Annotated in this window: 20 protein-coding genes and 1 rRNA gene; 13 read left to right on the top strand and 8 right to left on the bottom strand. The window is 43.4% G+C overall.

Annotated features, from left to right (window positions below; translation table 11 throughout):
* Position 1: 1 nt before the first annotated feature.
* Positions 2 to 1,441, bottom strand: a complete 1,440-nt coding sequence (locus AC1DXF_RS11990; RefSeq protein WP_477448846.1) for an MATE family efflux transporter — start codon at positions 1,439 to 1,441, stop codon at positions 2 to 4.
* Between the two features lie 56 nt (positions 1,442 to 1,497).
* Between AC1DXF_RS11990 and AC1DXF_RS11985 the strand changes: the two genes are divergently transcribed.
* Positions 1,498 to 2,367 carry a LysR family transcriptional regulator gene (locus AC1DXF_RS11985; RefSeq protein WP_477448844.1) on the top strand — a complete coding sequence of 290 codons (870 nt, stop codon included), beginning with the start codon at positions 1,498 to 1,500 and terminating at the stop codon, positions 2,365 to 2,367.
* A gap of 363 nt (positions 2,368 to 2,730) precedes the next feature.
* Here AC1DXF_RS11985 and topB read toward each other — a convergent pair whose 3' ends face one another.
* The 4 genes from topB to AC1DXF_RS11965 all read right to left on the bottom strand — a co-directional run bounded on the left by topB (position 2,731) and on the right by AC1DXF_RS11965 (position 6,968).
* Positions 2,731 to 4,581, bottom strand: a complete 1,851-nt coding sequence (topB, locus tag AC1DXF_RS11980; protein WP_477448842.1) for a DNA topoisomerase III — start codon at positions 4,579 to 4,581, stop codon at positions 2,731 to 2,733.
* 445 nt (positions 4,582 to 5,026) lie between these two features.
* The gene (locus AC1DXF_RS11975; protein WP_477448840.1) at positions 5,027 to 5,383 is read right to left on the bottom strand and encodes a hypothetical protein; all 357 of its coding nucleotides are present in this window, start codon (positions 5,381 to 5,383) and stop codon (positions 5,027 to 5,029) included.
* 132 nt (positions 5,384 to 5,515) lie between these two features.
* Positions 5,516 to 6,232 carry a pirin family protein gene (locus AC1DXF_RS11970; protein WP_477448838.1) on the bottom strand — a complete coding sequence of 239 codons (717 nt, stop codon included), beginning with the start codon at positions 6,230 to 6,232 and terminating at the stop codon, positions 5,516 to 5,518.
* Positions 6,233 to 6,383: 151 nt separating this feature from the next.
* On the bottom strand, positions 6,384 to 6,968 hold the full coding sequence (locus AC1DXF_RS11965; RefSeq protein ID WP_477448836.1) for a Crp/Fnr family transcriptional regulator: 585 nt from the start codon (positions 6,966 to 6,968) through the stop codon (positions 6,384 to 6,386).
* A 349-nt stretch (positions 6,969 to 7,317) separates the two neighbouring features.
* Between AC1DXF_RS11965 and AC1DXF_RS11960 the strand changes: the two genes are divergently transcribed.
* From AC1DXF_RS11960 to AC1DXF_RS11925, 8 genes are all read left to right on the top strand, one after another.
* Positions 7,318 to 8,493: a glycoside hydrolase family 172 protein gene (locus tag AC1DXF_RS11960; protein ID WP_477448834.1), complete on the top strand. Its 1,176-nt coding sequence runs from the start codon at positions 7,318 to 7,320 to the stop codon at positions 8,491 to 8,493.
* Positions 8,493 to 9,359, top strand: a complete 867-nt coding sequence (locus AC1DXF_RS11955) for a fumarylacetoacetate hydrolase family protein (RefSeq protein ID WP_477448832.1) — start codon at positions 8,493 to 8,495, stop codon at positions 9,357 to 9,359. Before AC1DXF_RS11960 ends, AC1DXF_RS11955 begins: the two co-directional genes overlap by 1 nt.
* A gap of 33 nt (positions 9,360 to 9,392) precedes the next feature.
* Positions 9,393 to 10,652 carry an L-fucose:H+ symporter permease gene (gene fucP, locus AC1DXF_RS11950; RefSeq protein ID WP_477448830.1) on the top strand — a complete coding sequence of 420 codons (1,260 nt, stop codon included), beginning with the start codon at positions 9,393 to 9,395 and terminating at the stop codon, positions 10,650 to 10,652.
* Positions 10,653 to 10,751: 99 nt separating this feature from the next.
* The gene (locus AC1DXF_RS11945; RefSeq protein WP_477448828.1) at positions 10,752 to 11,540 is read left to right on the top strand and encodes an L-fucose dehydrogenase; all 789 of its coding nucleotides are present in this window, start codon (positions 10,752 to 10,754) and stop codon (positions 11,538 to 11,540) included.
* 1,239 nt (positions 11,541 to 12,779) lie between these two features.
* Positions 12,780 to 12,920 carry a hypothetical protein gene (locus AC1DXF_RS11940; protein WP_477448826.1) on the top strand — a complete coding sequence of 47 codons (141 nt, stop codon included), beginning with the start codon at positions 12,780 to 12,782 and terminating at the stop codon, positions 12,918 to 12,920.
* Positions 12,921 to 13,018: 98 nt separating this feature from the next.
* Entirely contained in the window at positions 13,019 to 13,471 is a 453-nt protein-coding gene (tnpA, locus tag AC1DXF_RS11935) for an IS200/IS605 family transposase (RefSeq protein ID WP_477448824.1), read from the top strand.
* Positions 13,472 to 14,159: 688 nt separating this feature from the next.
* Complete coding sequence (locus AC1DXF_RS11930; RefSeq protein ID WP_477448822.1) at positions 14,160 to 15,740, top strand: type I restriction-modification system subunit M; 1,581 nt, start codon at positions 14,160 to 14,162, stop codon at positions 15,738 to 15,740.
* Between the two features lie 51 nt (positions 15,741 to 15,791).
* Positions 15,792 to 17,027, top strand: a complete 1,236-nt coding sequence (locus tag AC1DXF_RS11925) for a restriction endonuclease subunit S (protein WP_477448820.1) — start codon at positions 15,792 to 15,794, stop codon at positions 17,025 to 17,027.
* Here the strand turns inward: AC1DXF_RS11925 and AC1DXF_RS11920 are convergent.
* On the bottom strand, positions 17,020 to 18,165 hold the full coding sequence (locus AC1DXF_RS11920) for a restriction endonuclease subunit S (RefSeq protein ID WP_477448818.1): 1,146 nt from the start codon (positions 18,163 to 18,165) through the stop codon (positions 17,020 to 17,022). The genes AC1DXF_RS11925 and AC1DXF_RS11920 overlap by 8 nt on opposite strands.
* Before the next feature lie 91 nt (positions 18,166 to 18,256).
* On the opposite strand from AC1DXF_RS11920, the gene AC1DXF_RS11915 reads away from it, so the two are divergent.
* Together AC1DXF_RS11915 and AC1DXF_RS11910 are read left to right on the top strand one after the other, a co-directional pair.
* Positions 18,257 to 19,183, top strand: a complete 927-nt coding sequence (locus AC1DXF_RS11915; protein WP_477448816.1) for a tyrosine-type recombinase/integrase — start codon at positions 18,257 to 18,259, stop codon at positions 19,181 to 19,183.
* 264 nt (positions 19,184 to 19,447) lie between these two features.
* The gene (locus AC1DXF_RS11910) at positions 19,448 to 22,330 is read left to right on the top strand and encodes a type I restriction endonuclease subunit R (RefSeq protein WP_477448814.1); all 2,883 of its coding nucleotides are present in this window, start codon (positions 19,448 to 19,450) and stop codon (positions 22,328 to 22,330) included.
* A gap of 142 nt (positions 22,331 to 22,472) precedes the next feature.
* Here AC1DXF_RS11910 and AC1DXF_RS11905 read toward each other — a convergent pair whose 3' ends face one another.
* On the bottom strand, positions 22,473 to 23,249 hold the full coding sequence (locus AC1DXF_RS11905) for a metallophosphoesterase (protein ID WP_477448812.1): 777 nt from the start codon (positions 23,247 to 23,249) through the stop codon (positions 22,473 to 22,475).
* A 508-nt stretch (positions 23,250 to 23,757) separates the two neighbouring features.
* Between AC1DXF_RS11905 and AC1DXF_RS11900 the strand changes: the two genes are divergently transcribed.
* Complete coding sequence (locus tag AC1DXF_RS11900; RefSeq protein ID WP_477448810.1) at positions 23,758 to 24,219, top strand: virulence RhuM family protein; 462 nt, start codon at positions 23,758 to 23,760, stop codon at positions 24,217 to 24,219.
* A 160-nt stretch (positions 24,220 to 24,379) separates the two neighbouring features.
* Complete coding sequence (locus AC1DXF_RS11895) at positions 24,380 to 25,639, top strand: hypothetical protein (RefSeq protein ID WP_477448809.1); 1,260 nt, start codon at positions 24,380 to 24,382, stop codon at positions 25,637 to 25,639.
* 470 nt (positions 25,640 to 26,109) lie between these two features.
* Here AC1DXF_RS11895 and rrf read toward each other — a convergent pair.
* Positions 26,110 to 26,221, bottom strand: a 5S ribosomal RNA gene (gene rrf, locus AC1DXF_RS11890).
* Between the last annotated feature and the right edge of the window lie 92 nt (positions 26,222 to 26,313).

The raw sequence follows: 26,313 nt of genomic DNA, 5'->3' as shown, positions 1-26,313 counted from the left end.
GTTATGATTCGAGTTGTAATACGTTGTCAAATAAATTCTCCTGTTCTGCCGGCACGTTAGCAGCATGCCTATTGGCCATGTGTCGGAAACGCAGGTAAAGCATTGCCGATGCTATTGACAGGCCGCTGTAAAGCCCCAGCCAAACGCCTGTTAAGCCCATAGGGGTATGCAGGCCAAGTAAAAAAGCTACCGGTAAGGCAACGCCCCAGTATGCGGCCAGGTTAATCAATACCGGGTATTTTAAATCGCCCAGGCCCCGTAGTATGCCCAGGCTTACTACCTGCAGGCCGTCGAAAACTTCCAACCCGGCAGCTATAACAAACAGGTTGCCCACCATACTCACCACCTGCGGATCAACCGAGATAACTTTAGGCAAAACACCTTTTAAAACTAACAACAGCGCCCCGGTTACCAGGTGAAATACAACCGTAAGGTGATAGCTTGCCAATGCCGAAGCCCGTAGTAAATAAAACTTTGCCTGCCCCAAAAAGTAACCGGTTTGAATGGCCGCCGCCGTGCCTATGCCGTTAACAGCGTAATAAATAAACGATAGATAGTTCATGGCTATTTGGTACGCGGCCAGTTGCCTGGCCCCTATTATCCCTACTATAAAAACCGCCGCACTAAATGCGCTTATCTCAAAAATGTTTTGCAACACAATAGGAACGCTGGTGGCCAGGATTTTTTTGAACCGACCTGCATCAAACTGAAAAGGGTGGCAGCCTTGCAGGAATTTGTTAAACCGCTGTTTTTTAAGCACAAATGTAGCCATAACTACGGCCATTAGTCCCCTATCAACAATAGCGCTGTAACCTATGCTTTTGGCGCCCATGGCCGGCATCCCGAATAAGCCTTTTACCAATATAATACCAACTACAATATTGATTACATTACCCCAAATGCTTACCTGCATAGCCAGCCTGGTAAAACCCAAGCCTTCGGCAAACTGCTTAAACGATAAAAACAGCATCAAAGGGATAATAGATAATCCCAGCAATACCAGCAAGGGTTTCGCCTGGGCCACCACAGCCTCATCCAAACCAATATGCGCTATTAAGTATTGCCCGCCAAGCCAGGTGATAATTAACAGCATTAGCCCCGTCAGGATATTAACTACAACGCTGTGCGACAATAGCCGGCCACATTCCCGGTAGTTACCTGCCCCGTTTTCGCGTGCAACCAGCGGGGTTATGCCATAGGATATGCCGATTGCAATAATAAGCATCAGGTTAAAAAACCCGTTGGCAATAGCCAGCGCAGCAAGCGGTACAGTACCTGCAAAGTGCCCCAATATAATGGATGCCGAAAAGCCCACTAACGGATGCCCCACCTGCGATATCATTACCGGGTAAGCCAAACGCATAGTAGCGCTGTAATGGGTTTTATATTTTTTAAAAAAGGTCAAACGGATTTTTATTTGCTGTAAAAGTAATTCATCCATAAATGCTAAAAAATGCTTATTTTAGATTAATTAATGATTTTTATGCATTAATAACTATGGATTTACAGCAAATAAAAAACTTTTTGGCCCTTGCAGACGAGCTTCATTTTTGGAACACATCGGCCAAACAAAACATTACCCAATCGGCATTAAGCAGGCAAATCAAATCGTTGGAGGATGAGTTGGATGTGCAGCTATTTGAGCGCACCAAGCGGAGTGTTAAGCTAACCCCCGCCGGCGAATTCCTGAAAACCAAATGGGCCGGTATTGTAGATGAGTTTAATTTCATCCACCAGTTTGCCAAAAAAATCGAACTCGGCGAAACCGGATCCATCAGGATTGCGCACCCGGATTCTATTTCGTTTTCTACCCTGCCGCAGCTGATACTTGATATCTCTATCCGCTATCCTGGACTAAAGATTGAAATGATCCAGCTGGCTTATGAAGACGAACAGGAATTTTTAACCAAATACAAAATCGACCTGAAATTCAGCCGCGATATAAATCGGCTGGATAATATCAGCACAATGAAAGTACAAACAGATCACCTGGCGCTGGTATTACCCCAGGATCATCCGTTTAAGGAACTGGCCGATATTACTCCCGAATCATTACAAACGCAAAAGTTTATTATGCCCCGTTCCAACAGCAGCAGCAGCTACAGCCTGCTTACCAACCAGGTGTTTGAGCACTACGGCATATCCCCCGAGTCTTCTTATACATCCGATTTTGGATCAACTATCATTTCGCTCATCACCAGGCAATTCGGCATCAGTATTATGCCTTACTCCTACGCCAACCAAGGCTACCAGGGCATCCGGTTTATTGAACTTCCTTTTGAAAGCAACCTGCTTGTACACTGGCGAACGGATGACCATAGCCCTATACTGAAAAATATTTTAAGAATGGTTGAGGGGCTGGCTTAGGAAGGAGAATGTTTAAGATGGAAAAGGTATGCCGAATTGTAAAATTTCGCGAAATTCTGAAGGGGGATTGACATACAATAGGAGAATTGTCATCCTGAACGGAGTGAAGGATCTATTTGCGAACTTTTCCGTCGGCGATGCCTGTCGGTTAACAGATTCTTCACTCCGTTCAGAATGACAAAGGCACTGTTTATAATATCTCATGAGTAGGAAAATCCCAGACTTACGAAGTTTTGAAAACTTCGTAAGTCTTTCGCCGCCTTGTCATTCCCCCTTTCAGAATCCACGGATTTTAGAACCCAACATGACAAGCCGTTTTAATATTAACCATCCGCATTCGATACTTAAATCGATCTTGAACGCCTAACTCACTACAACTCCCACCACCACCTGTTCTATCTTCAATGCCTTACCTTCGCGCAACAGCTCCTGAGTAATAGCGCGGGTATAGGTTTTGATCTCTTCCTGGAAATCGGCTACGGATGCACCGGTACGGATCTCTTCGAGGCGTTTTTCCCAGTTGCCTGTCAGTTCGGCCTGGGCTATTTGCTGGTTTTTTACTACCTGGTATACCGCCAGCCCGGTTGGAGTTGGTACCAGGTTCTTTTTCTCGCGGAGGATGTAGTTACGTTTTAATAGTGTTTCGATAATTGATGCCCGGGTGGCAGGGGTGCCCAGGCCACTATCCTTCATGGCGTAGCGCAACTCTTCATCGTCAATTTCTTTTCCTGCCGTTTCTAAAGCTTTAAGCAGGCTGGCTTCATTATACAAGGGCTTGGGCTTGGTTTGTTTCTCTAACAAAGCCTTATCCGTAACAGGCAGCGTTTCGCCTTGTTGTACTTTGGGTAGGGTTGGGTTTTCCTCGTCCTTTTTTTCCTCGTCGGTATCGTTAAACACGGCGCGCCAGCCGGGCGTTTGTATAACCGTACCGCTGGCCATAAACAACGACCCCGATTCGATGGTGATCTTGGTGATCTCTTTGATACAATCCTGGTGAAAGGCTTCCAGCATGCGGCCGGCAACCATATCGTAAACGGCCTGTTTATCGGGCGTTAGCTGGTAAGGGGGCTCGCCGGTGGTTAATATGGCATGGTGATCGGTTACCTTTTTGGCGTTTACACTGCGCCTGCTCAGTTTGGCACCAGATAACAGGGTGGCCTGTTTACCAAAGTCGGGATGCTCTTTTAGTTTTTCAATCAAATCAGGTACGCCTGCAAATACGTCATCGCCAATGTAACGGCTGCCGGTACGCGGGTACGTTACCAGCTTGCCCTCGTACAGGTTTTGGAGGATGTTAAGGGTTTGATCGGCAGTAAAGCCTTTGCGTTTGTTGGCTTCCTGCTGCAGGCTGCTCAGGTCGTGCAATAAGGGCGGTGGTTCTTTCCGGGGTTTAGCCTCTACATTAATAATATGGGCACCCTGCGGAAAGCCCGAAGCTACATCCTGTACCTTATCAAAAATAACCTGCGCTTCCACTTTAGTTTTAAAGTTATTTACAGATATAGCCTTAAATGCCTGCCCGTCCTTATCGGGCTGTATACTTACCTGGTAATATAGTTGCGGTACAAAGTTTTTATTATCCAGGTAGCGCGAGCAGATCATGGCCAGTGTAGGCGTTTGCACCCTGCCTAACGACAGTACGCCCCTATTTCCCGACGACAGGCTCAGAGCCTGCGTGGCATTCATCCCCACCAACCAATCCGACTGTGAGCGGCAATGCGCCGAATTGAACAGCGTATCGTAATCGCTGCCCGGTTTCAGGTTGCGGAAGCCTTCTTTAATAGCCTCATCCGTTTGCGATGAGATCCAGAGCCTTTTAAAAGGCTTTTTGCATTTAAGATAGTAATAGATATAGCGGAAAATGAGTTCGCCCTCGCGCCCGGCATCCGTGGCTACAATAATTTCGGTAGCTTCATCAAACAGGCTTTTGATAATATCCAGCTGTTTTTTAACCGAAGGATCATCAATCATCCCATCCTTTGATTTTATCTTACGGATAGAGAGCTTGAATTTGGGCGGCAGCATAGGCAGGTTTTGCACGCTCCAGCCGTAATAGCCGTATTCCTGCGGGGCTGCCAGTTGCAGCAGGTGACCAAATGCCCAGGTAAAAGTATAGCCCTTCCCCTCCATATAGCCGTCTTTTTTAGTGGTGGCGCCAAATACTTTGGCAATTTCGCGGGCAACGGATGGCTTTTCGGCTATAATAACTTTCATGTTGGTTCATTAGTTCACTGGTTCATTAGTTCATTGGTGAATAGTTTGATACTCATCGCTTCCATATTCGCGTAGCTAACTTTGGTTGCAAGCAGTACGATAAACGGGGCGACCAACAAATTAATTTAGAACCGGGGAACAATATTAGTTCATTGGTTCATTGGTTCACTGGTTCATTAGTTCATTGGTGAATAGTTTGATACTCATCGCTTCGATATTCTCGTGGCTTACCTTGTTTGCAAGCAGTACGATAAACGAAGCGACTGACAAATGAATTCAGAACAAGGGAACAAATATATAAACTAAAGCGGCCATCAAAGCAATCTAATTACCAACGTGTAAGCAAGCTAATCTAAGACGCAAAAAATCAAGCCTCCGCCAGACCAGATTAATGAACTAACCGCCGGAAAAGACCAATGAACTAATGAACCAGTGAACCAATGAACTATTTAAGCGCTTCGTATATCTCAGCAGTAAGCAAGCCGCTTCCGCCGCCGTAATGCTGCACTATGCGGATATCGGGATTACAATTACAAAAGTATTGACTAAGCCGGGTTTCAGATTCGGGCGGGATACCGCCACCAAGGAGTACCAAGGTAAAACCCTGCGCATCAAAAGCTTTGATAGCTTCATCATCGGTTTGGCAGCCGGTGGCATTCCAGGCCGGGTTATTGTTCACCAGGCGGACTACCGTTGCCAGAATTTCGGGGTGACGACCGATGACGAGGATAGGAACAGCGGGAGTTGCAGCCCCTCCTAAATCCTCCCCTGAAGGCGAGGACTTTTGATTATCTTGATTCATAGTTATTATATTTTACTGTCATTGGTTATCAATACCACATATCCGTCATTGCGAGGTACGAAGCAATCCCCAACATGCTAAGTCCCACATAGTTCGGGATTGCTTCGTACCTCGCAATGGCGGCTGGTTTTATTAAAACGCCATCGGCACTTCCATCAGTAAAAATTCCGCATCAGTACTGGCGGTAATGGTGAAGCCTTCGGTATCCCAAATACCCAGGGCATCACGGGTGCCAACGGCTTGGCCGTCAATCTGCACTTCGCCGCTTAATACAAATGCGTATACGCCGTTGCCGGGTTTGTGGATAGTATAAACAGTACTCACGCCTGCATCAAATTTACCCAGATTAAACCATGCGTCCTGGTGAATCCATACACCGGCATCATCCGGGTTGGGCGATAGTACCTGTTGCAATTTATTATGGCGGTCATCAAGGTTCAGGGTAAGCTGGTCATACCGCGGCTCAACGTTTCGTTGGTTAGGATAGATCCAGATCTGCAGAAATTTCACCCGTTTGTTGGCATCCTGGTTGTACTCGCTATGGTAAATACCGGTACCAGCACTCATGGCCTGGATGTCGCCATTTTTTATAACGGCCACGTTGTTCATACTGTCTTCGTGCTCCAGGTTGCCTTCCAGCGGTATACTGATGATCTCCATGTTATCATGCGGATGTTTGCCAAAGCCCATACCCGCATCAACAGTATCATCATTTAAAACCCGCAGCGTTCCAAAATTCATTCTATCCGGGTTATAATAACTGCCAAAGCTAAATGAGTGGTAACTATTCAGCCAGCCGTGGTTGGCATGCCCCCGCGTTTCGGCTTTATGTAAAATGGTTTGTGCCATGATGTTGTTTCCTCTGTTTTGTTGAGGTAAAGGTACAGCGGGATTGGCAAGGGAAAGTTGATGTAGGTTAAGAATTTGCACGTGGGTAAGGTTATACGTGGTACGTTTTACGTGATACGTATAACTTGCAAAGCCTTATACGTAAAACGTACTACGTATGACGTACAACCTTTTTTCTCATCCTGCTAAAAAACTCCGGCGTAACGCCGATATATGAGGCTATTTGTTTTTGTGGCAAGGTATATATCAGCGTGGGGTAGCGTTTGCAAAAGTTGTTGTAGCGGTCTTCGGCCGTAAGGCTAAGGCCGTCTATCAGGCGCTGCTGACTGGCAACAAGCGAATTCTCGACCAATACCCGGAAAAAGTGCTCAAACTTGGGTATCTGTTTATATAATGCCTCCTGGTTAATTTTACTCAGCAACAGCACCTCTGTATCTTCCAGCGCCTCTACATTCAGGATGCCGGGCTTCTGGCTGATGAGGCTGTACATATCGGCCATCCACCAATCTACCGGGGCAAAGCTTAGTACATGTTCAATGCCATTTTTATCAACCGTAAATCCGCGCAGGCAGCCGCTGGTTACAAAGGCTGAGTGCTTGCAAATATCGCCATCACTCAGCCAAAACTGCTTGCGCTTTATGGTTTGGGGCCGCAGCATACCAGTAAAAATGGCCTGCTCATCGGCGGTTAAATGGATATGTTTGGCAATGTTGTTTAGTATGAGGGTAAATGACATATACAAAGGTAAAGAAAAGCCTAACAGCCCCCTCTAAATCTCCCCCGGAAGGGGAGACTTTTTGAAAATCAACCAGTAATTTTAAAGTCCTCCCTACCGGGGAGGATTATTCGCAATTTCATTATTGGGGCTCTCATGACGGCTGCGCCGTTTAGGAGGGGCTCCCCATGCTAATATCCTTGAAGTTTATGCTAATAAAGCGGGTTGTAATAAAAAAAATTATCTTTATGATTGTGACCGGCTTATGGGTTTATTATGCATAAGGCAAGCGTTACAGCAAATAAATAAGGTACAGCATTTTACCAATTAATGCGGCACTGGTTTTTTACTAACAGATAAACTTTATTTTATGAAGAAAAATTATGTTTTGTTGAGCTGGATGTTTGTTTTGCTGGCAATACCATCGGCCTTTGCCCAAAAAAAGTTTAATGGTTTGGATGTTGGCCTTGGCAACCTTTATCGCACCAGTGATGCCAAAAGTCGGTCGATCAGTCCCGAGAATTTTAGTGGCGAAAAAGGTAAGGGCGGCATGGCCACCACGGGCACCGGGGCCAATGCCTCGCGCGATCTGGGCCAAACCTGGAAGGTAAGCCCAAGCGTTGTCATCAAAAAACACACCACCTTTACCATTGCCGAAATTAACGAAAGCGGCGCCATACAACACATCTGGATGACACCTACCGGCAACTGGCGCTATAGTATACTCCGTTTTTATTGGGACGATGAAACCACCCCTTCTGTTGAGGTTCCCGTGGGCGATTTTTTTTGCATGGGCTGGGGTAAGTACTCGCCCCTCTCGTCGTTAGCAGTTGCAGTTAACCCGGGCAGCGCATTTAATTGTTACTGGCCCATGCCGTTCCGTAAAAAATGCCGCATCACCATGGAAAATATTGACGATAACGATATGGTACTATATTACCAGGTTGATTATACGCTGACAGATATCCCGGATGATGCGGGTTACTTTCATGCGCAGTTTCGCCGCACCAACCCGCTGCCCTATAAAAAAGATTATGTTTTGGTTGATAGCATTAAAGGCAAAGGCCAATATGTGGGCACTTACTTAGCCTATGGCAGCCACAAAAACGGCTGGTGGGGCGAGGGCGAGATTAAGTTTTTTATGGATGGCGATACCAAATTCCCTACCATAAACGGCACCGGTACCGAGGACTATTTCTGCGGATCATACGATTTTGACACCCGCCACAAGGATGCCAATGGTAAAGAAAAAAATGAAACCGAATACACCGAATTTAACACCCCCTACAGTGGCCTTGCCCAGGTAATTGGCGGCGACGGCCACTATAATGTTGCCCAGCGCTTCGGCCTGTACCGCTGGCATATTGTTGACCCCATCAGGTTCGAAAAAAGCCTAAAAGTAACCATCCAGGCCCTGGGCTGGCGGCACGACGGGCGGTACATGCCTTTGCAGGATGATATAGCATCCACCGTATTCTGGTACCAGCAGGGCCCGCACACCCCATTCCCCAAATTACCTTCACGCGATGAATTGGAAGTAAACTGATGAAGCTATACAAAATTGCCAAAGGCATCCTGCTGGAGCATGAAGGTGCCGCTTACATTATTGATGACAGCTGGGATAAGCTGGTAAACCGCGATAACCTGGCCGCCTACCTGCAATCCGTTATCGACGATACCACGCCCTTAACCGCCGGCGTATACCAGGAATTTAGCAACGGGCAGGTGCTGCCACCCATTGGCACACAGGAAGTTTGGGCCGCCGGGGTAACCTATTTAAAAAGCCGCGATGCCCGGATGGAAGAATCAGAAAGCTCGGGCGGGGCCAGCTTGTATGATAAAGTTTACGACGCGCCAAGGCCCGAACTATTTTTTAAATCGATGCCTTACCGGGTGAGCGGGCATGGCGGCGAGGTGTACATCCGCAAAGATTCGGAATGGAATGTGCCCGAGCCGGAACTGACCTTGTATATCAATAGCAAAGGTAATATCCAGGGCTACACTATTGGTAATGATATGAGCTCGCGCAGCATAGAGGGCGAAAACGCGTTGTATTTACCGCAAGCCAAAATCTACGAGAAAAGCGCAGCCATTGGCCCATGTTTATATGTAAGCGAGCAGCCATTGCCTGCTGATTCGGCCATCAAACTGCTCATCAAAAGGGATGGTGCAGCGGTGTACCAGGATGAAACCACTATATCGCGCATTAAACGCTCTTTTACCGAGCTGGCAGGCTATTTATACGCCGAATGCGATTTTCCGCAGGGTTGTTACCTCATGACGGGCACCTGCCTGGTGCCGCCGCCAACGTTTACTTTGCAGATGGGTGATGAGGTTTATATCAGCATAGATCATATCGGCACCATGATTAATACTATCGGTATTAACCCTAAACATAAATTAAGACATTAAAATAAAACAATCCAATAATAACAAAACCAAATTATGTCAAAAGACAAAAAACTATTTGCCGTTGGCCTCATCACTTCCCTGTTTTTTGTGTGGGGATTTGCATTGAATTTAAATCCCATCCTTATCCCCCACCTCAAAAAAGCCTGCCAGTTAACTGATCTGCAATCGTCCCTGGTCGATTCGGCTTCCTATATCGGCTATTTTGTGATGGCCATTCCGGCCGGGCTATTCATGAAAAAATTTGGATACAAGGGCGGCATCATTGTGGGCTTAACCCTTTGCGCTTTGGGCGCCTTCCTGTTTTATCCTGCAGCTTCGGTGCGCAGCTACGCCTTCTTCCTCACGGCCTTGTTCATCATCGCCTGCGGACTGGCATTTTTGGAAACCGCCGCCAATCCCTACATGACCGCCCTTGGCGATCCCGAAAGCGCTGCCTTCCGCCTCAACTTCGCGCAATCGTTTAACGGACTGGCGGCTACAGTTGCCCCTTACGTAGGCGGCCTGTTTATCCTCTCCGAAACCAATTTAACTCCCGAACAGGAAAAAAATATGTTGCCATCGCAATTGGCGCAGTACCTTAATAAAGAGGCCTCGGCTGTGCAGGTGCCCTTTTTAATCATCGGGGCGGTTGTTTTGCTGCTGGCCATTATCCTGTATAAAACTTCGCTGCCCGAAATTACCGACGAGGAAGAAACCGCTACCGCCTCGCATGCCGAAACATCGGCCAAAACCAAAAACCTGGTGCTTGGCGTTATCGCCCAGTTTTTTTACGTGGGCGCCCAGGTTTGCGTAAGCAGCTTTTTTATCCGTTTTGCCGGTAAGGTGGCGGGTATCGCGCAAAAACCGGCATCGGTATTTTTGGCTATCGCTTTGGCGGGCTTTATGTCGGGCAGGTTTATAGGTACTTTTTTAATGAAGTACATCCGCCCGGCCAAACTGCTGGCCATTTACAGTGTTATCAATATTTTCCTGGTAGTGCTGGCTGTGCTATTGCACGGCAAACTGGCGGTGTACGCCCTGATGGGGGTCGAGTTTTTTATGTCGATCATGTTCCCTACCATATTTTCGTTAAGTATCCGGGGGTTGGGGCCAAAAACCAAACTGGGCTCGTCGCTGGTTATTATGGCCATTGTGGGCGGGGCGGTTTTCCCGCCGATATTGGGTTTGGTGTCCGATAAATCAAACATACAGCTGGCTTACCTGGTGCCGGCCGTTTGCTTTGTGTTTGTACTTTATTTTGCACTAACCAACCTGCGGGTTAAGGAAAAGGTTGATATGACCGTTGCACATTAATAACAAAGTTGATTGAGATATAACACCATTAAAAAATAAAAACTACTTCAAGTCTCCCCCTTCAGGGGGAGATTTAGAGGGGGCTTAATCCATACACCCATGAATTTACAACTGACAGATAAAGTAATAATAGTAACCGGCGGCGCAAAAGGCATAGGCGAGGGCATTGTTAAAGTGCTGGCAGCCGAGGGCGCCATCCCCGTTATTGTGGGCCGAAGCGAGACGGATAACCTAAAGGTAGTTGATGCCATTGAAGCGGCCGGCGGCCGGGCCTTCCAGGTTGTGGCCGAACTTACCGACCCTAAAGGCAGCCAAAATGCCGTTGATGCCACCATTGCCCAATATGGCCGTATCGACGGGTTGGTAAACAATGCGGGCGCCAATGATGGCGTGGGCTTACAGGATGGCAACTACGAAGCATTTATGGCATCGCTACATAAAAACCTGGTGCATTATTACCTGATGGCCCATTATGCCCTTCCCGAATTAATAAAAACCAAGGGCTCCATCGTCAACATTACATCCAAAACCGCCGAAACGGGCCAGGGAAGCACATCGGGCTATGCGGCGGCAAACGGCGGCCGTAACGCATTAACCCGCGAGTGGGCCGTCGAGCTGCTCAAATACGGCATCCGGGTAAATGCCATCGTGGTGGCCGAGTGCTGGACACCCCTGTACGAAACCTGGCTAAACAAAATGCCCGACCCGGCTGCCAAGCTTAAAGAAATCCAATCTAAAATACCACTGGGCAACCGCATGACCACCGCCGAAGAGCTGGCCAACACCACCGCCTTCCTGCTCTCGCCCGCATCCAGCCACACCACCGGCCAACTGGTATACGTCGACGGCGGGTATACGCATTTGGACAGGGCGCTGGCTAACGCGTGAGGGGTGAGTAGTGAGTGGGGAGTGGGAATGACATTCAAAAATAAAAGACTGTCATGCTGAGTTGTAAAATTTCGCGAAATTCTGAAGGGGGAATGACAAGCCGGCGAAAGACTTACGAAGTTTTAAAAACTTCGTAAGTCTGGGATTCCACAACATGTCATCGGTAGCCTGTCGAAGCATCGTGGTCGAAGGCCTCTCCGCGCGACCCTTCGACAGGCTGCCATTGACACATTTGTAACTAGCTGATTATCAATTGTAAAAAAGTGTCATTTGCAATGCGATCATTTGTGCGCAAATAAAACTTACTCAGGGCGACAGGCCCGCGCACCTCGAAAGTATAAGATGTCATAGGCAGGCACGAAGCAATCGCGAACTATGCCGGGCGGCTATTGCATGCCGCAGGCCTTTGAGCAATGCTTTCCCGCCATAACCGGCCTGTGCTTCATGAACAACCTACTAACCAACCATCCACCAATGAACCAGTGAACCAATGAACTAATGAACCAATGAACCAATGAACCAAAGCGGCGAGGTGGCTTTTTTAACAAGGTGTTCCACCGGAACGCCCGGAACGCAAATTAACGCCATGGAACGCTTCAGTGCTGAATATCAGCATGTTATCACTTTTTCCATCCCAATACAAGCGGAACACATATCTATCTAATAATCAGGTATTTAATTAATGTATTTAACCATTGATTAAATTCAATAGGGTATAACGCCGCTTTGCTTTGGAACACCCATGTATTCCTTTGAAAGGACTTTCACCGGATAAGCGTAGCCGGTTAATTGAAATTGCGAACCATTTAAATATCGAACTCCGAATGTCCAATATCGAATAATGAAGGAAAAATTTCGGCATTCGGCATTCATTATTCGATATTTATTCGCACTTCTGTTTTTCTTAACCTGATGGCATTGCGCGGTATCCCTGTATGCCGACAGGCAGGCACTTCCATTACTAACGCGGGCATTGGGGTAAGTATGGGCTTAAGGTTTTCCAACAACATCGTGATTTGCATGCGGGCACACAGGCCAGGAGCCCTGCGGCAGCAAGAAGTACCTACGGTAGCTGAGACCTTACTAATTGAACCATCCACAATAAACTAACGAAACAGTGAACTAATGAACGTTCAACTAATAAACCATCCACCAATGAACTAATGAACCTTGAACCAATGAACGTTCAACTAATGAACGTTCCATTTTGACTTTTGAATTTTAACTTTTGAATTTAAAATGTCGTTGCCTGCGGCCCGTGCTGTACGTTCATACGCGCACAAGGCATTAGGCGCTGGGCCGGTATCCACTTCCATCACTAACGTGGGCTGCGGGGTAATCAAAAGCACGGCGGTCGATAAGAAATATTTTGGTAATTAAAATACCTCATGCCGTCTGCAACCAAAAAATATCTAAATCAGAAAACCTATAAACACCAACAATGGCACTGCCAGCGCACTTATCCACATCAACAAACCATGGGACAGTCACTCGTAAAAAACTACTTGCACATCGTGTTCAGCACCAAGAATCGGCAAGCGCTTATACATCCACCTTACGAAAACGAATTACATAGCTATTTAGGAGGCATCTGCAAAAGCCTGGAATCCGAGCCCATAAAAGTAGGTGGCTATACAGATCATGTGCATATTTTATGTATGCTGTCAAAAAAGATAGCTTTAATGAAATTGATTGAGGAAGTAAAGTCCAATTCATCCAAATGGATTAAAACGTTGGATCCATCATTGCAAAACTTTTATTGGCAGGATGGCTACGGCGCTTTTTCGGTAAACCCGGCCGAGGTGGATAAGGTGATAGCCTACATTGCCAATCAGCACGAACACCACAGCCGCAAATCATACCAGGACGAATACCGCGCCTTCCTTAAAAAATACCAGGTGGAGTATGACGAGCGCTATGTATGGGATTAACCTATGTTGCATACATGGCAAACGGCCAGGCTATGTCACCCTTTCAGGGCTATCCCGTGTGTATCGCTTCGCAGCACGGGGCGATGCCCCGTGCTTACAGATCATGCCCTTTCAGGGCTGGCAATGTTATAAAATTTGGTTGTATACAGAAATGCCGCCTTTAGTTGAGCCTTTGACAGGGCAACATATAATTGCAATGACATCATCGATTAAAAACTCGCCAACATGCCAGCCCTGAAAGAGCAAAATCCACCTGCGATGGGCATCGCCCATTAAAAACTCACCGACAACCCAGCCCTGAAAGGGCGACATCCGCCTGCGATGGGCAATCGCCCATCGACAAAAACCACATCAGCGAAAAGCCCTGAAAGGGTGACATATCAGCCCTTTTTAGTGGAGGTATTGAACAGGGGCCCGCCTGTGCTTCACATTTCGTCTGTAAAAGCCACAAGCGGCCTAACCCGCAGGCAACCACACACACTGCCCTACCATGGAGGCCGACAGGCTGCTCCAGGGGAGCAAAAGTTTTGTAGCCCCAATAATTAACGACCTTTGCGTGCTAGAGGTACGCGACAATTAGCGATAAAAATAACGCACATCGATTTTAATATTTTCTCTTAGCTGTTATTATATTCTAATCCTTAGTTTTACAGCAAGGGGAAATCTTAATGTTACCAGAACCCAAATCATGAGCGAAGACCAGAAAAAACAGTTAGAACAGCAACTTTGGAACATTGCCAACACTCTGCGTGGCAAGATGAACGCCGATGAGTTTCGTGATTATATATTAGGCTTTATCTTTTATAAATACCTGAGCGAAAAAATGGAACTTTTCGCAAATGATATTTTAAAACAGGATAACATTCGTTTTAGTAAGATAACTCCTAAAATTGCAAATGCCGATGAATATCTTGAAGCTATCAAGGAAGAAGCGCTTGAAAAACTCGGGTACTTTTTAAAACCCGACGAATTATTCTCGGCAGTTGCTTTACGCGGTAACAGCGGTGATGATGAAAGCGCCGATCAAAGCAGTGCAAACTTTATACTGGGCGACTTACAAAAAATACTCACCAATATACAGTTGAGTACCATGGGTACCGAAAGCGAAGAGGACTTTGATAATTTGTTTGAGGATATGGACTTAAACAGTACCAAATTGGGTAAAACACCAGATGCCCGAAACAGTATTATTGCCAAGGTACTTGCCCATTTAGATAAAATAGATTTCAAATTAAAAAATACGGAGCTTGATGTTTTAGGCGATGCCTACGAATACTTGATCGGCCAGTTTGCAAGTGGTGCAGGCAAAAAGGCCGGCGAATTTTACACCCCTCAGGAGGTTTCTAAAATATTGGCAAAAATAGTAACCACCGGTAAGCACAAACTAAAATCGGTATATGATCCTACTTGTGGTTCGGGCTCGTTATTGTTACGTGTGGCACGTGAGGTAAAAGACGTGGGTAATTTTTACGGCCAGGAAATGAACCGGACCACTTACAACCTTGCCCGGATGAATATGATTTTGCATGGTGTGCATTACCGTAAATTTGATATTAAACAAGAAGATACCTTAGAACGGCCACAACATGGTAATCAAACTTTCGAAGCTATTGTAGCCAATCCGCCTTTTTCGGCGGAGTGGAGTGCTAACCCATTGTTTTTATCAGATGATCGTTTTAGCCAGTATGGCAGGTTGGCACCTGGCAGCAAAGCTGATTTTGCTTTCGTACAACACATGATCCATCATCTGGCCGAAAATGGCATTATGGCTATTGTGTTGCCGCATGGTGTTTTATTCAGAGGCGGGGCCGAACTGCACATACGTAAGTATTTAATTGAGCAAAAAAACTTTTTAGATGCCGTAATTGGCTTGCCGGCTAATATATTTTACGGCACCAGCATACCAACCTCTATTTTGGTATTTAAAAAATGCAGGGAAAACCCGGATGATGTATTATTTATTGATGCGAGTAAAGGGTTTGAAAAAGTAAAAAATCAAAATATGCTACGCGACGAGCATATTGATAAAATTGTTCAAACCTATCGTAACCGTACAGCGATTGAAAAGTATAGCTATAATGTATCCTTGCAGGAAATAGCCGATAACGATTATAATCTTAACATTCCCCGTTATGTAGATACTTTTGAAGAGGAAGAGGAAATCGACATACAGGCTGTTATGCTCGAAATTAAACAACTGGAAGCTAAAAGATCCGAACTTGACACAGAGATTGATGTGTATTTGAAAGAATTAGGATTAGTATTTTAATTTTTCAAAGTATCCTTAAGGCTCAACAGCAGTTACAAAAAGTTATTCGAGATGACGACAAAAAACAATAAGATATGTAAGGTTCCAAATTTGAGATTTCCGGGGTTTGGGAGAGAGGACAACTTTTATAGAAAACACTCCTTTAAAGATATTTTCCTTTTTTCTACAGGAAAAAATATTAAACAAAGTGAAGCCTCTCCGGAATATGAAACACCATGTGTTAGATACGGAGAATTATATCACATGTATAGTGAGGTTATTACCGATGTTATCAATAAAACAAACCTTGATAAATCTGAACTCCTTTTTAGCGAGGGCGATGAAATATTGCTTCCATCGGCAGGTGAAGACCCGTTAGATATTGGATCAGCTTCGGCACTTACAGTTAAGAATGTGGCAATTGGTAGAACAATTAATATTCTAAAACCAGCAAAGGCGAATGTTTATTCTCAAAGTTATGTTTCATACTACATAAATCAAAAGTTAAAGAAAACCATTTCTACCCTGGCAAAAGGAGTAAGTATTAGCAATGTCTATAATTCTGATTTAAGGAAATTAGAAATTATCTTACCAAGTCTTCCCGAACAGCAAAAAATTGCATTATTTCTTACTCTACTAGATAAAAGAATCGAAACTCAAAACAAAATAATTGAATACCAGAAAACCCAAATGCTCGGATTACAAGAAAAACTGTTTCGTGGTAAATTAAACCTGAAAGACGAGTATGGCAAGCCGTTTCCCGAATGGAAATATAAAACTGGCGGCGAACTATTTGAAAGTATTTCAAATAAATATCACAATTCAGATGTGCCAATTTTGGCTATTACGCAGGAATATGGAGCCATTCCCAGGGACCTTATAGATTACCAAATTTCAGTCACCGATAAAAGCGTAGATAGCTACAAAGTTGTAGAAGTCGGAGATTTTATAATTAGTTTGAGAAGCTTTCAAGGGGGCATCGAATATTCAAATTACAAAGGCATTTGTAGTCCAGCTTATATTATTCTTAGGAATAAAATCAAAATCGAACCAACCTTTTACAAATATTATTTTAAGACACGCGACTACATAAAACTACTTAATAAAAAACTTGAAGGTATAAGAGATGGCAAAATGATTAGCTATACTTATTTTTCTGAAACTGCCTTGCCGTTTCCTTCATTGAAAGAGCAAAAAAGAATAAGACATATTCTTTCCCTATTTGAACAAAAAATCGAAACTGAAGTTAAAATCTTGAAACAATATGAAGCACAAAAAAAATATTTTCTTAAAAAAATGTTTATATAAACATGTCCGCTAATAGGTAGGTTTTCTGATTCTCATACTGCATTAATAGTGCTTTTTCGATACTTATTTTTTCAGAAAATAGAGAAAGAAAACCAGCAATTGTCTCTTGTTCTTTACAACCGGGTAAAAGTATAGGCATTTCAAAAAAATCATTACTTGAAAAGCTCATTCTATCCGCTCTTGCACCATAATTTGCAATGCTCTCCATATGAGAATGCCAAATCTTTGTTTTGTAAAGCTGTTCAAAAAAACCTAAATGTCCTTCATTAAATCTGAATACCATGTATAGAGGAGACATAATGCCTATACCAATATTATTTCTTGATATTGGCCCAACAGGAGCTTCGTTTGAAATTCTTGGGTTATATACAAAATCATTTCTTTCAACAACATAATAACCATCAATGTTGTTTTTATTTGCGATGTCCTTATCGAAAAAATCTCTTTGATTTACTATGCCTGAAACTGCAGAGTTTGTCAGAACCGACCGCACTTTTAAGTCCTTATTTTTTAAGATTTGTTTTTTTGAAATTTCCTTAAGTTTTTTCTCTTCCCAATCTGTAAAATCATTTCCGTTAGCATCCCTAAACCTATTTTGTTGCGTGAATAATCTTTGTCTCAGAATTCGGATTGAGGTTTCCAATCGTTGAATTATTTTGTTTTGGGTCTGGATTCGCATGTCAATCTTAGATAGTAATGTTGCGATCTTTAATTGTTCTGCCATAGATAAAGGATGGCACAATCTCATCTTGGCGATCATGTCATATCGAACGGAATCCACAGAGTTTTTGGCGCTTAATTTTTTTACTCTATCATGGAACCTGCTTGAAAAATAATAAAATAGAAATTTCCCATAGGCCTGTGTGAAGTTACTTAGTATGTATACTCTTTGATGAACCCCAATTTTGCCAGTCGTATAATGAAAAATTTTTCCCACACCGACTCCATCACCTGCAGTCAATATAGCCTCCCCGTCGAAAGTGTAAGCATTAATGTGTTCTACAGTGGAAGAGCGAACATAGAAAGGATATATACCGTCATCTGATTTATCCTGAGTGTTTTTATTACCAGTGCTGATGGAACATACATCCTTGAATTTACTTTCTAACCAGTCTTCTTCAAATTCTGGGAATCTCAAATTTGGAACCTAAGTCAAAAAGAATCTCCGCAATTTTAAATCCTCTTTATTTACCTTTTGAGATTATAAAAAACATTTAAATCAAAATCCCATGAATGAACAAAAAACAATTGCACAGGTAATTAACCTATGGAAAACAGACAAAAAGCAATATGTAAAAAAGTCGAGTTTCTCGGCTTACATGCTTTTAATTGAAAATCACCTGCTACCCGTATTTGGTAACAATACAAGTGTCGAAGAGGGAGAAGTCCAAACTTTCGTATTTCAAAAATTAGAACAGGGGCTAAGTCAAAAAACTATTAAAGACATTTTGATAGTGTTAAAAATGGTGCTGAAATTCGGTGCTAAAAACAAATGCTTTGAGCATCAGCCGTTCGACATCCAATTCCCTACCGAGCGGGAGAAACACAACATTGACGTATTGAGCAGAACTAATCAAAAAAAGGTGATGAGTTATATAGAAACACACTTTACCTTTCGCAACGTTGGTGTATATATTTGTTTAAGCGCAGGCATTCGCATTGGTGAAGTTTGTGCCCTTACCTGGGAGGATATTGATACGGATAATGGTGTTATAAATGTCAAAAAAACCATCCAGCGAATTTACCTGGTAGAAGATGGTGACCGTAAAACAGAGTTGATCCTGGATTCGCCTAAAACCAAAAACTCGATCAGGACTATCCCCATGAGCCGCGACCTGTTAAAAATGCTAAAGCCTTTAAAAAAGATAGTAAACAATTCGTTTTTTGTATTAACCAACGACGCAAAGCCCACCGAGCCGCGAACTTACAGGAGCTATTATAAAAATTTGATGAAGGAGTTAAATATGCCCGACCTCAAATTTCATGGCCTGCGCCATAGTTTTGCAACTAGGTGTATTGAAAGTAAATGCGACTATAAAACGGTTAGCGTGCTGTTGGGGCACTCCAATATCACCACAACGCTGAATTTATATGTTCATCCTAATTTAGAGCAAAAGAAAAAATGTATAGATCAAATGTTTAAAGCATTAAGGTAATTCAGGGAAATCACTTTCAAAACAAGGAGGCACCTACGGAGCCCAAAATGTGTTTGTCTTTTCTATAAACACGTAACTCCTACGGAGTTGTAAACGCCTCATAATCGACTCCAGCGGAGTCACGTGTTTATAGTACAAATTGTATCATTATATTGGGGCTCCGTAGGTGCCTCCTTGTTAACTTTTATTTTAAAACCAATTTCATGAGGATAATTATTTAACAAATTTGTAATGGGCCCTATTTACTATCTTTAAAGATATTATATGCCAAAACAATCCGAACAAATATTAGAAGAACAATTGATAACCAACTTGCAAAAGTTAGGTTATCAATATGTTTCTTTGTCCAACGAGTCATCACTGATTCAAAACCTTAAGTTGCAGTTAGAAAAGCATAATAATGTGAGCTTTTCAACCAATGAATTTGATAAAGTACTTAACATTCTTAACAAAGGCACCGTTTTTGAAAAAGCCAAAACGCTACGTCAAAAGCAACATATCATTCGCGATAATGGCGATAATCTCTATTTTGAATTTTTAAACACTGATCATTGGTGCCAAAATCAATACCAGGTAACCAATCAGGTTACGCAGGAGGGCAAGTATATAAATAGGTACGATGTTACTTTGCTTATTAATGGTTTGCCATTAGTTCAAATTGAATTAAAACGGCGTGGTTTAGAAATGAAGGAGGCTTTTAACCAGCTTAATCGTTACCAAAGGCATTCGTTTAGTGCCAATTATGCGTTGTATCAATACGTGCAGGTATTTGTGATAAGCAATGGCGTAAACTCCAAATACTTCGCCAATAACCGTAACCAGGATTTTAAACAAACTTTTTACTGGACCGATACGGCAAATAAACGCCTGACTAACATTTTAAGTGATTTTACTGACGCTTTTTTAGAGCCCTGCCACATCAGTAAAATGATTTGCAAATACATTGTGCTTAACGAAGCCAACAAAATACCAATGATACTACGCCCGTATCAATACTATGCGGTTGAAGCATTAATTGAGCGGGTAAAAAGCAGCACTAAAAACGCATACATTTGGCATACCACAGGCTCTGGCAAAACTTTAACATCATTTAAAGCCAGCCAGATATTAATGAACCTTCCGCAAGTTCATAAAGTGGTTTTTGTGGTTGACAGGAAAGATTTGGATTATCAAACCGCTAAAGAATTTAACAGCTTCCAGGAGGGCAGCATAGATGGTGCCGATAATACCAACAATCTGGTTAAACAATTTACTGATAGTTATGCAGATAAAAAGGGCGAATATAAAAGTTCAAAACTGATCATAACAACTATTCAAAAATTAAACACGGCCATTAGTAAGTTAAGGTACGAAAGCAAAATGGCCGACTTAAAGGATAAACGCATCGTGTTTATTTTTGATGAATGCCACCGCAGTCAGTTTGGCGAAACTCATCAGCGTATTAAGTCGTACTTTAACAACAGCCAGTTATTTGGGTTTACCGGCACGCCTATTTTTGCCGATAATGCCAATAAAAATGAGTTAGGCAAACGCACTACCAAGGACCTTTTTGAAGATTGCCTGCATAAATATGTAATTACAGACGCTATCCGCGATGAAAATGTATTAAAGTTTTCTGTAGAATATGTAGGCAGGTACAAACACAAAGATGGCCGGGAAACTGCGATAGATATTGAGGTTGAAGATATTGATACGCGGGAATTGATGGAAGACGAAAAACGTTTAACAAAAATAGCCGATTACATCATTGCCCATCATGACCGGAAAACACAAAGCAAACGTTTTACAGCCATGTTTTGCGTGGACAGTGTAAACACCCTGATCAAATACTATGGAATTTTTAAGCGCCGGAAAGATGAAGGAGCACATCAATTAAAAATAGCCACTATTTTTAGTTATGCCAATAACGAAGATGATGCAGAGGCTAATGGTTTTATCCCGGAGGAAGTATCGGTGGTTCAAGAACCGCGGGCCATATATAACTTACGGCCACATAGCCGGGAAAAATTAGACGAGTTCATTAGCGATTACAACGGTTTATTTGGTACAGCTTATAGTACTAAAGACAGCGAAAGTTTTTACAACTATTATAACAATATCTCTGAGCGTGTAAAGAAGGGCGAAATTGATGTTTTGTTGGTTGTGAATATGTTTTTGACAGGTTTCGATAGCAAAACGTTGAACACACTGTATGTAGATAAAAATCTGAAATATCATGGTTTAATACAGGCTTTTAGTCGCACCAATAGGATATTGAATGAGCGAAAATCGCAGGGAAATATAGTTGCTTTTCGAAACCTAAAAAACAGAACAGATGAAGCTATAACATTGTTCAGCAACAAGGATGCGATTGAGGTTATCATTATGCAACCGTATGATGACTATGCTAAAGAGTTTGAAGAAGCTTTTCAAAAATTAAAGGAAATTACGCAATCACCAAATGATGTAAATGAGTTACAAAGCGAAGACGATAAGCTTGAATTTGTAAAGGCCTTCAGAAATTTGATGCGCATTAAAAATATACTAACCTCTTTTGCCGATTTTGAATGGGATAATTTACAAATGCCCGAGCAGGAATTCGAAGATTTTAAAAGCAAGTACCTTGATTTGTATGATTCAACAAAAAGTGACGGAAAAGAAAAGGTTTCTGTTCTGGAAGATGTAGACTTTGAGTTAGAACTTATTCACCGTGATGAGATCAATGTAAATTATATTATTCAGTTATTAATTAAACTTAAATCTCAAAGCAAAGGCGACACAGAGAAAACCAAGAAAGAAATTGCTAATCTGTTATCTACTGAAACCACCTTGCGTAGTAAACGCGAGTTGATAGAACGCTTCATCGAAGAAAATTTGCCACTGATCGTCGATACAGATGAGGTCACAACAGAGTTTGACAAGTTTTGGGATAAAGAACAGAAACTGGCCTTTGAAAAACTAATCAACGAAGAAAAACTTTCTAAAGAAAAGACAGAAAAATTGATTGAGGACTACCTATTTGCAGAAAGAGAACCATTAAGAGATGATTTACTGGATTTGATAGAAGGGGAAAAACCCAGCGTACTACAGCGTAAAAAAAGGGGAGATAGTATCTTGATTCGTGTCAAAGATTTTATAGATACATTTATTAATGGAATGGTTGGGTAGATATTACAACATCATTTACCCCTTTAGCGCAGGTGTTGTGCGGCTGCCTGCGTTAGGGTCACTTGTGACTTCCTTTAAAAAAATACCGAGCACAGGTGAGCCAACGCCCAAACCATTACTCAACACCCGCGCTAAAGCGTGTTTATTCATCCAGGTTAATCACCCGCGCTGTATTAAAAGCGCCATGCTCCTGATGCCGAACGTAGCCAAGCTGGTTTGTTACCAATTGGGTTTTACCGAGTGTAAAATGGCCGGTGCCTGCATGGTTGTGCCCATATACCCAATAATCGGCGCCAAAGGCGGTAATTAAATGATCGAGGTTGGTTGCAAATGCATCATTCAGCGGGCTGCCGGCGTACTGGGCCGGATAATTCAAAAATGTTGGCACATGGTGGGTAATGATGATGTTTTTTTCGCCCTGGCTATCATTGGGCTTTCCGTTAAAACAGCTATGCAGGTAGGCCACGCAGCCGGCATGCATCCGGTTATATTGTTGTACCGATAAGCGCCGGCCTTCAAACCTGATGGCGTGAAAATCCATTAAGCCCCGTTCGATGTGCCAGGCGTTTGATGCGTGGATGTTTGACCATAAGGTAGTAAAATGCAGCCCGCAATTTTTTAGCCGGATGCTTGTATTATTCAGCAACGTTACATTAGGGCGGATAGCTTCACAAAAAGCACCGGTACGGTTAGCCAGGTCGGAATTGTAATACTCGTGATTGCCCGGAACCCAATAAGTTTCCTGGTAGTTATCGGCTATAAAACTGAAAAAATCCTGGTGTTTATCAATCAGCTTTAAAGGCATCACATCGCCCGCAAGCAACAGGATGTCGCCGGTTACTTTTAATGGGTTCTGCTTTAGGTACTCCACATTTTCGGGAAACTCCAAATGAAGATCGGACGCTATTTGTAAACGCATAGTTACTACTTTTTAACCCTGGCAGGCGGCAAATAACAAATTTTCTGGTCTGCATGCAAGTCGCGATGATTTTGTGGAGCCTTGAAGCCCACGGTTTCCCGGCGTTCGCGTTAGGGATTGAAATGGATACCGGCCCGAGCCTAAGGCCTGCAGGCGTATAAATGTAAAGCCCGGCCCGCAGGGAACGCCCTCTTTAGTATCGAGTAGTAAGTATCAAGTAGCAAGAATTTTTTGGAGGGGGATAGGAAGAGTCAAGAGGTTAGCGTCAAGAATTAAGACTTTTTGTTCCTTGGCGAGTTAGTTAAAATTCTAAATCGTTTGAAATTCTAAAATCTAAATCGCTAAACCCTAAAAAAATCCGAAATCGAACCTCCGAATTCCGAAATCGCTCCTGCTTAACGTCCGTCTATGTTAGGTTTAAAGCGCGCTAAATTGCTAATAATTATAGCTAACTTTAAAGCGCTTAACAAAATACGTTTTTTAAACATGGCTGAACCTCCACAATTAAATGATATCATTTTTTATAGCACCCCCTTCAGGTAACATAAAAATTGAAGTAATTTTTAATGCCGAAACATTTTGGCTTACGCAAAAGCGTATGGCCGAACTTTTTGGGGTAGAGGTGCCGGCAATAAGTAAGCATTTGAAAAACATTTTTGAAAGCAAGGAACTCATGGAGGTTTCAGTTGTTTCCAAAATGGAAACAACTGCCAGTGATGGTAAAAATTATTCTACAGCCTTTTACAACCTTGATGCAATAATAGCGGTGGGTTACCGGGTAAACAGCTTTGAAGCCACCCAATTCAGGATCTGGGCCACCAAAACGCTCCGCGAATATATTGTTAAAGGCTTTGTGCTTGACGATGAACGGCTAAAGCAAGGCAAACGCTTCGGCAAAGATTATTTTGATGAGTTACTGGACAGGATACGCGAGATACGGGCCAGCGAAAGGCGTTTTTACCTCAGATGAAAACTTTGAAAGCGATTTTGACAAGGAGGTAAAGAAGTTGAAGAAATAGTTTGTTATATCGCCCCGCAGTATCTCTTTTAACCCCTTCCCCGACTTGAAACAACAGTCTGCCAATTTCCGACTTTAATAATTATATTTACTGCCTGAACCAGATCACGATATGAATTTGAAACCGCTTTGCCTTATCCTGCTTTTAACTTTTCCGTTGGCTATTTTTGCACAATCGAACTACCATGAAGGTTATATCATAAAAAATAACGGCGATACCGTAAAAGGATATATTAACCACCGCGACTGGGAGCGATCGCCCATAGTGGTAGATTTTAAGGTTGATAAAACCGGCAGCCAGGTACAGCAGTTTGATGCCGCGGCCATTAAAGGGTTCGGGATAACCAGCGCGGAAGCCTATATTACCTACACCGGCCCGGTTAGTATGGATAAAATCCATTTCCCCGATTTGCCCGATGGTTTTGACACTACCCAAACCGTAACCGCTATATTTTTAAAGCGCCTGGTAACAGGCAAGCATTTAACCCTTTTTAAGCACACCGACGATATCAAAACCCGCTTTTTTATAGCCGAAACTGCCGCCGAACCGGCCGAGCTGAGGTACCATGTGTACTACAACCCCCAAAGGCAGGTTGCCACATCGGACGCGTATAAGGGGCAATTTTTGTGGTACATTAATAAGTTTAACCCCGCAAACACCAAACTTATTACCCGCGCCCAGCAGGCAACCTTTGACGATGCCAGCCTGGAAGGTTTGGTTAACAAAATAAATGCCAACCAGGCCGCCGCAGGTAGTAAACAATCAAACACCAGGCTGTTTGTTGGCATAGCCATGGTGAGTACCCAGACCAAGGTGAGGGATATTCATGATTTTACTAACCCAACGGTATCAACTTACAGGGCCTTATCGCCCAAAATTAATTTCGGCATTGATGTGTTTGGTAACCCCAATGTTCAGCAAGTGATATTCAGGGCCGAGTTGTCGTTCGGGTACATTACGCCGCGGCTGGCATACCCGGTAACCATAAACACGGTAACTACTAACGAGATTTATTCGATTAACCAATTCACCACTTCGCTTACACCACAGGTGATATTTAACTTTTACAATAAAGACGATGTTAAGGTGTACCTTGACGGCGGGATAGGGATTAATTACTCGGTGTACCCGAAGAATAAAATCACCCTTGCCGATGTAAATGCCAATAACGGCACCTCCGTTACACCGCAGCCATACTCCCTTAATGCCCTATGGGTTAACTTCCCCATACAAACCGGTGTAATGCTAAACCGGAAAGCAGAAATTTCGTTCACGTTTGCGCCTTATGCCTATTTCACCAATAGTGCCACTGCTTACGCAGGCAACAAACCCATGAGCCTGGGGGTAAAATGGCTGTTTGGCAAGTATTAATTTTGAGATAAACACGGCGGCCCGAATGGAATGATCCCTGCAAAAATTACTGCTGCTTTGTTAATGGTAATGACGGATAGTCTTTAGTCAGAAGTCCTAAGTTCTCAGTAAAATAGAATGAAATTGGCTTTTGACTCAATACTTAGCACCATTAACTTAACACCCTACATCAAACCCCGGCGGTGTTTGGCCGTATCCGAATTTTAGACGTTCCAATTAAATTGAGCATAGCCTGGCGGCGATGGCGGCCTGTTGGTACCGGCCGGTTAGCCGGGGGCGGTTTCCTGGCACTTGCCGGTCCCTTTGCCCCGCTGCCACCGCCTCCCCAGACTAATGCCCAATGACAGCGCAGCGAAATGACTAATGACAAGCGCAGCGAATGACCAATGCCAGCGCAGCGAATGCCCAATGACGAAAAGTATATTAACGCAAAAACCCCTCATCTTTAGGATGAAGGGTTTTACGATAAGATCTGGCACCGACCTACTCTCCCACGTTTTACCGCAGTACCATCGGCTCTGGCGGGCTTGACTTCTCTGTTCGGAATGGGAAGAGGTAGACACCGCCGATATAGGCACCTGAATTTCTTTTGTTAGTATTTAGTAGCTAGTATCAAGTAGCAAGATTTTATTTGCTCAAGTGATAAGTACCATTATACTTACAATATTTTATTT

It is taken from the genome of Mucilaginibacter sp. P2_A5 (assembly GCF_056404995.1).
Note: the sequence above shows the minus strand (reverse complement) of the source record. Positions and strands in the feature narration are given on the sequence as shown.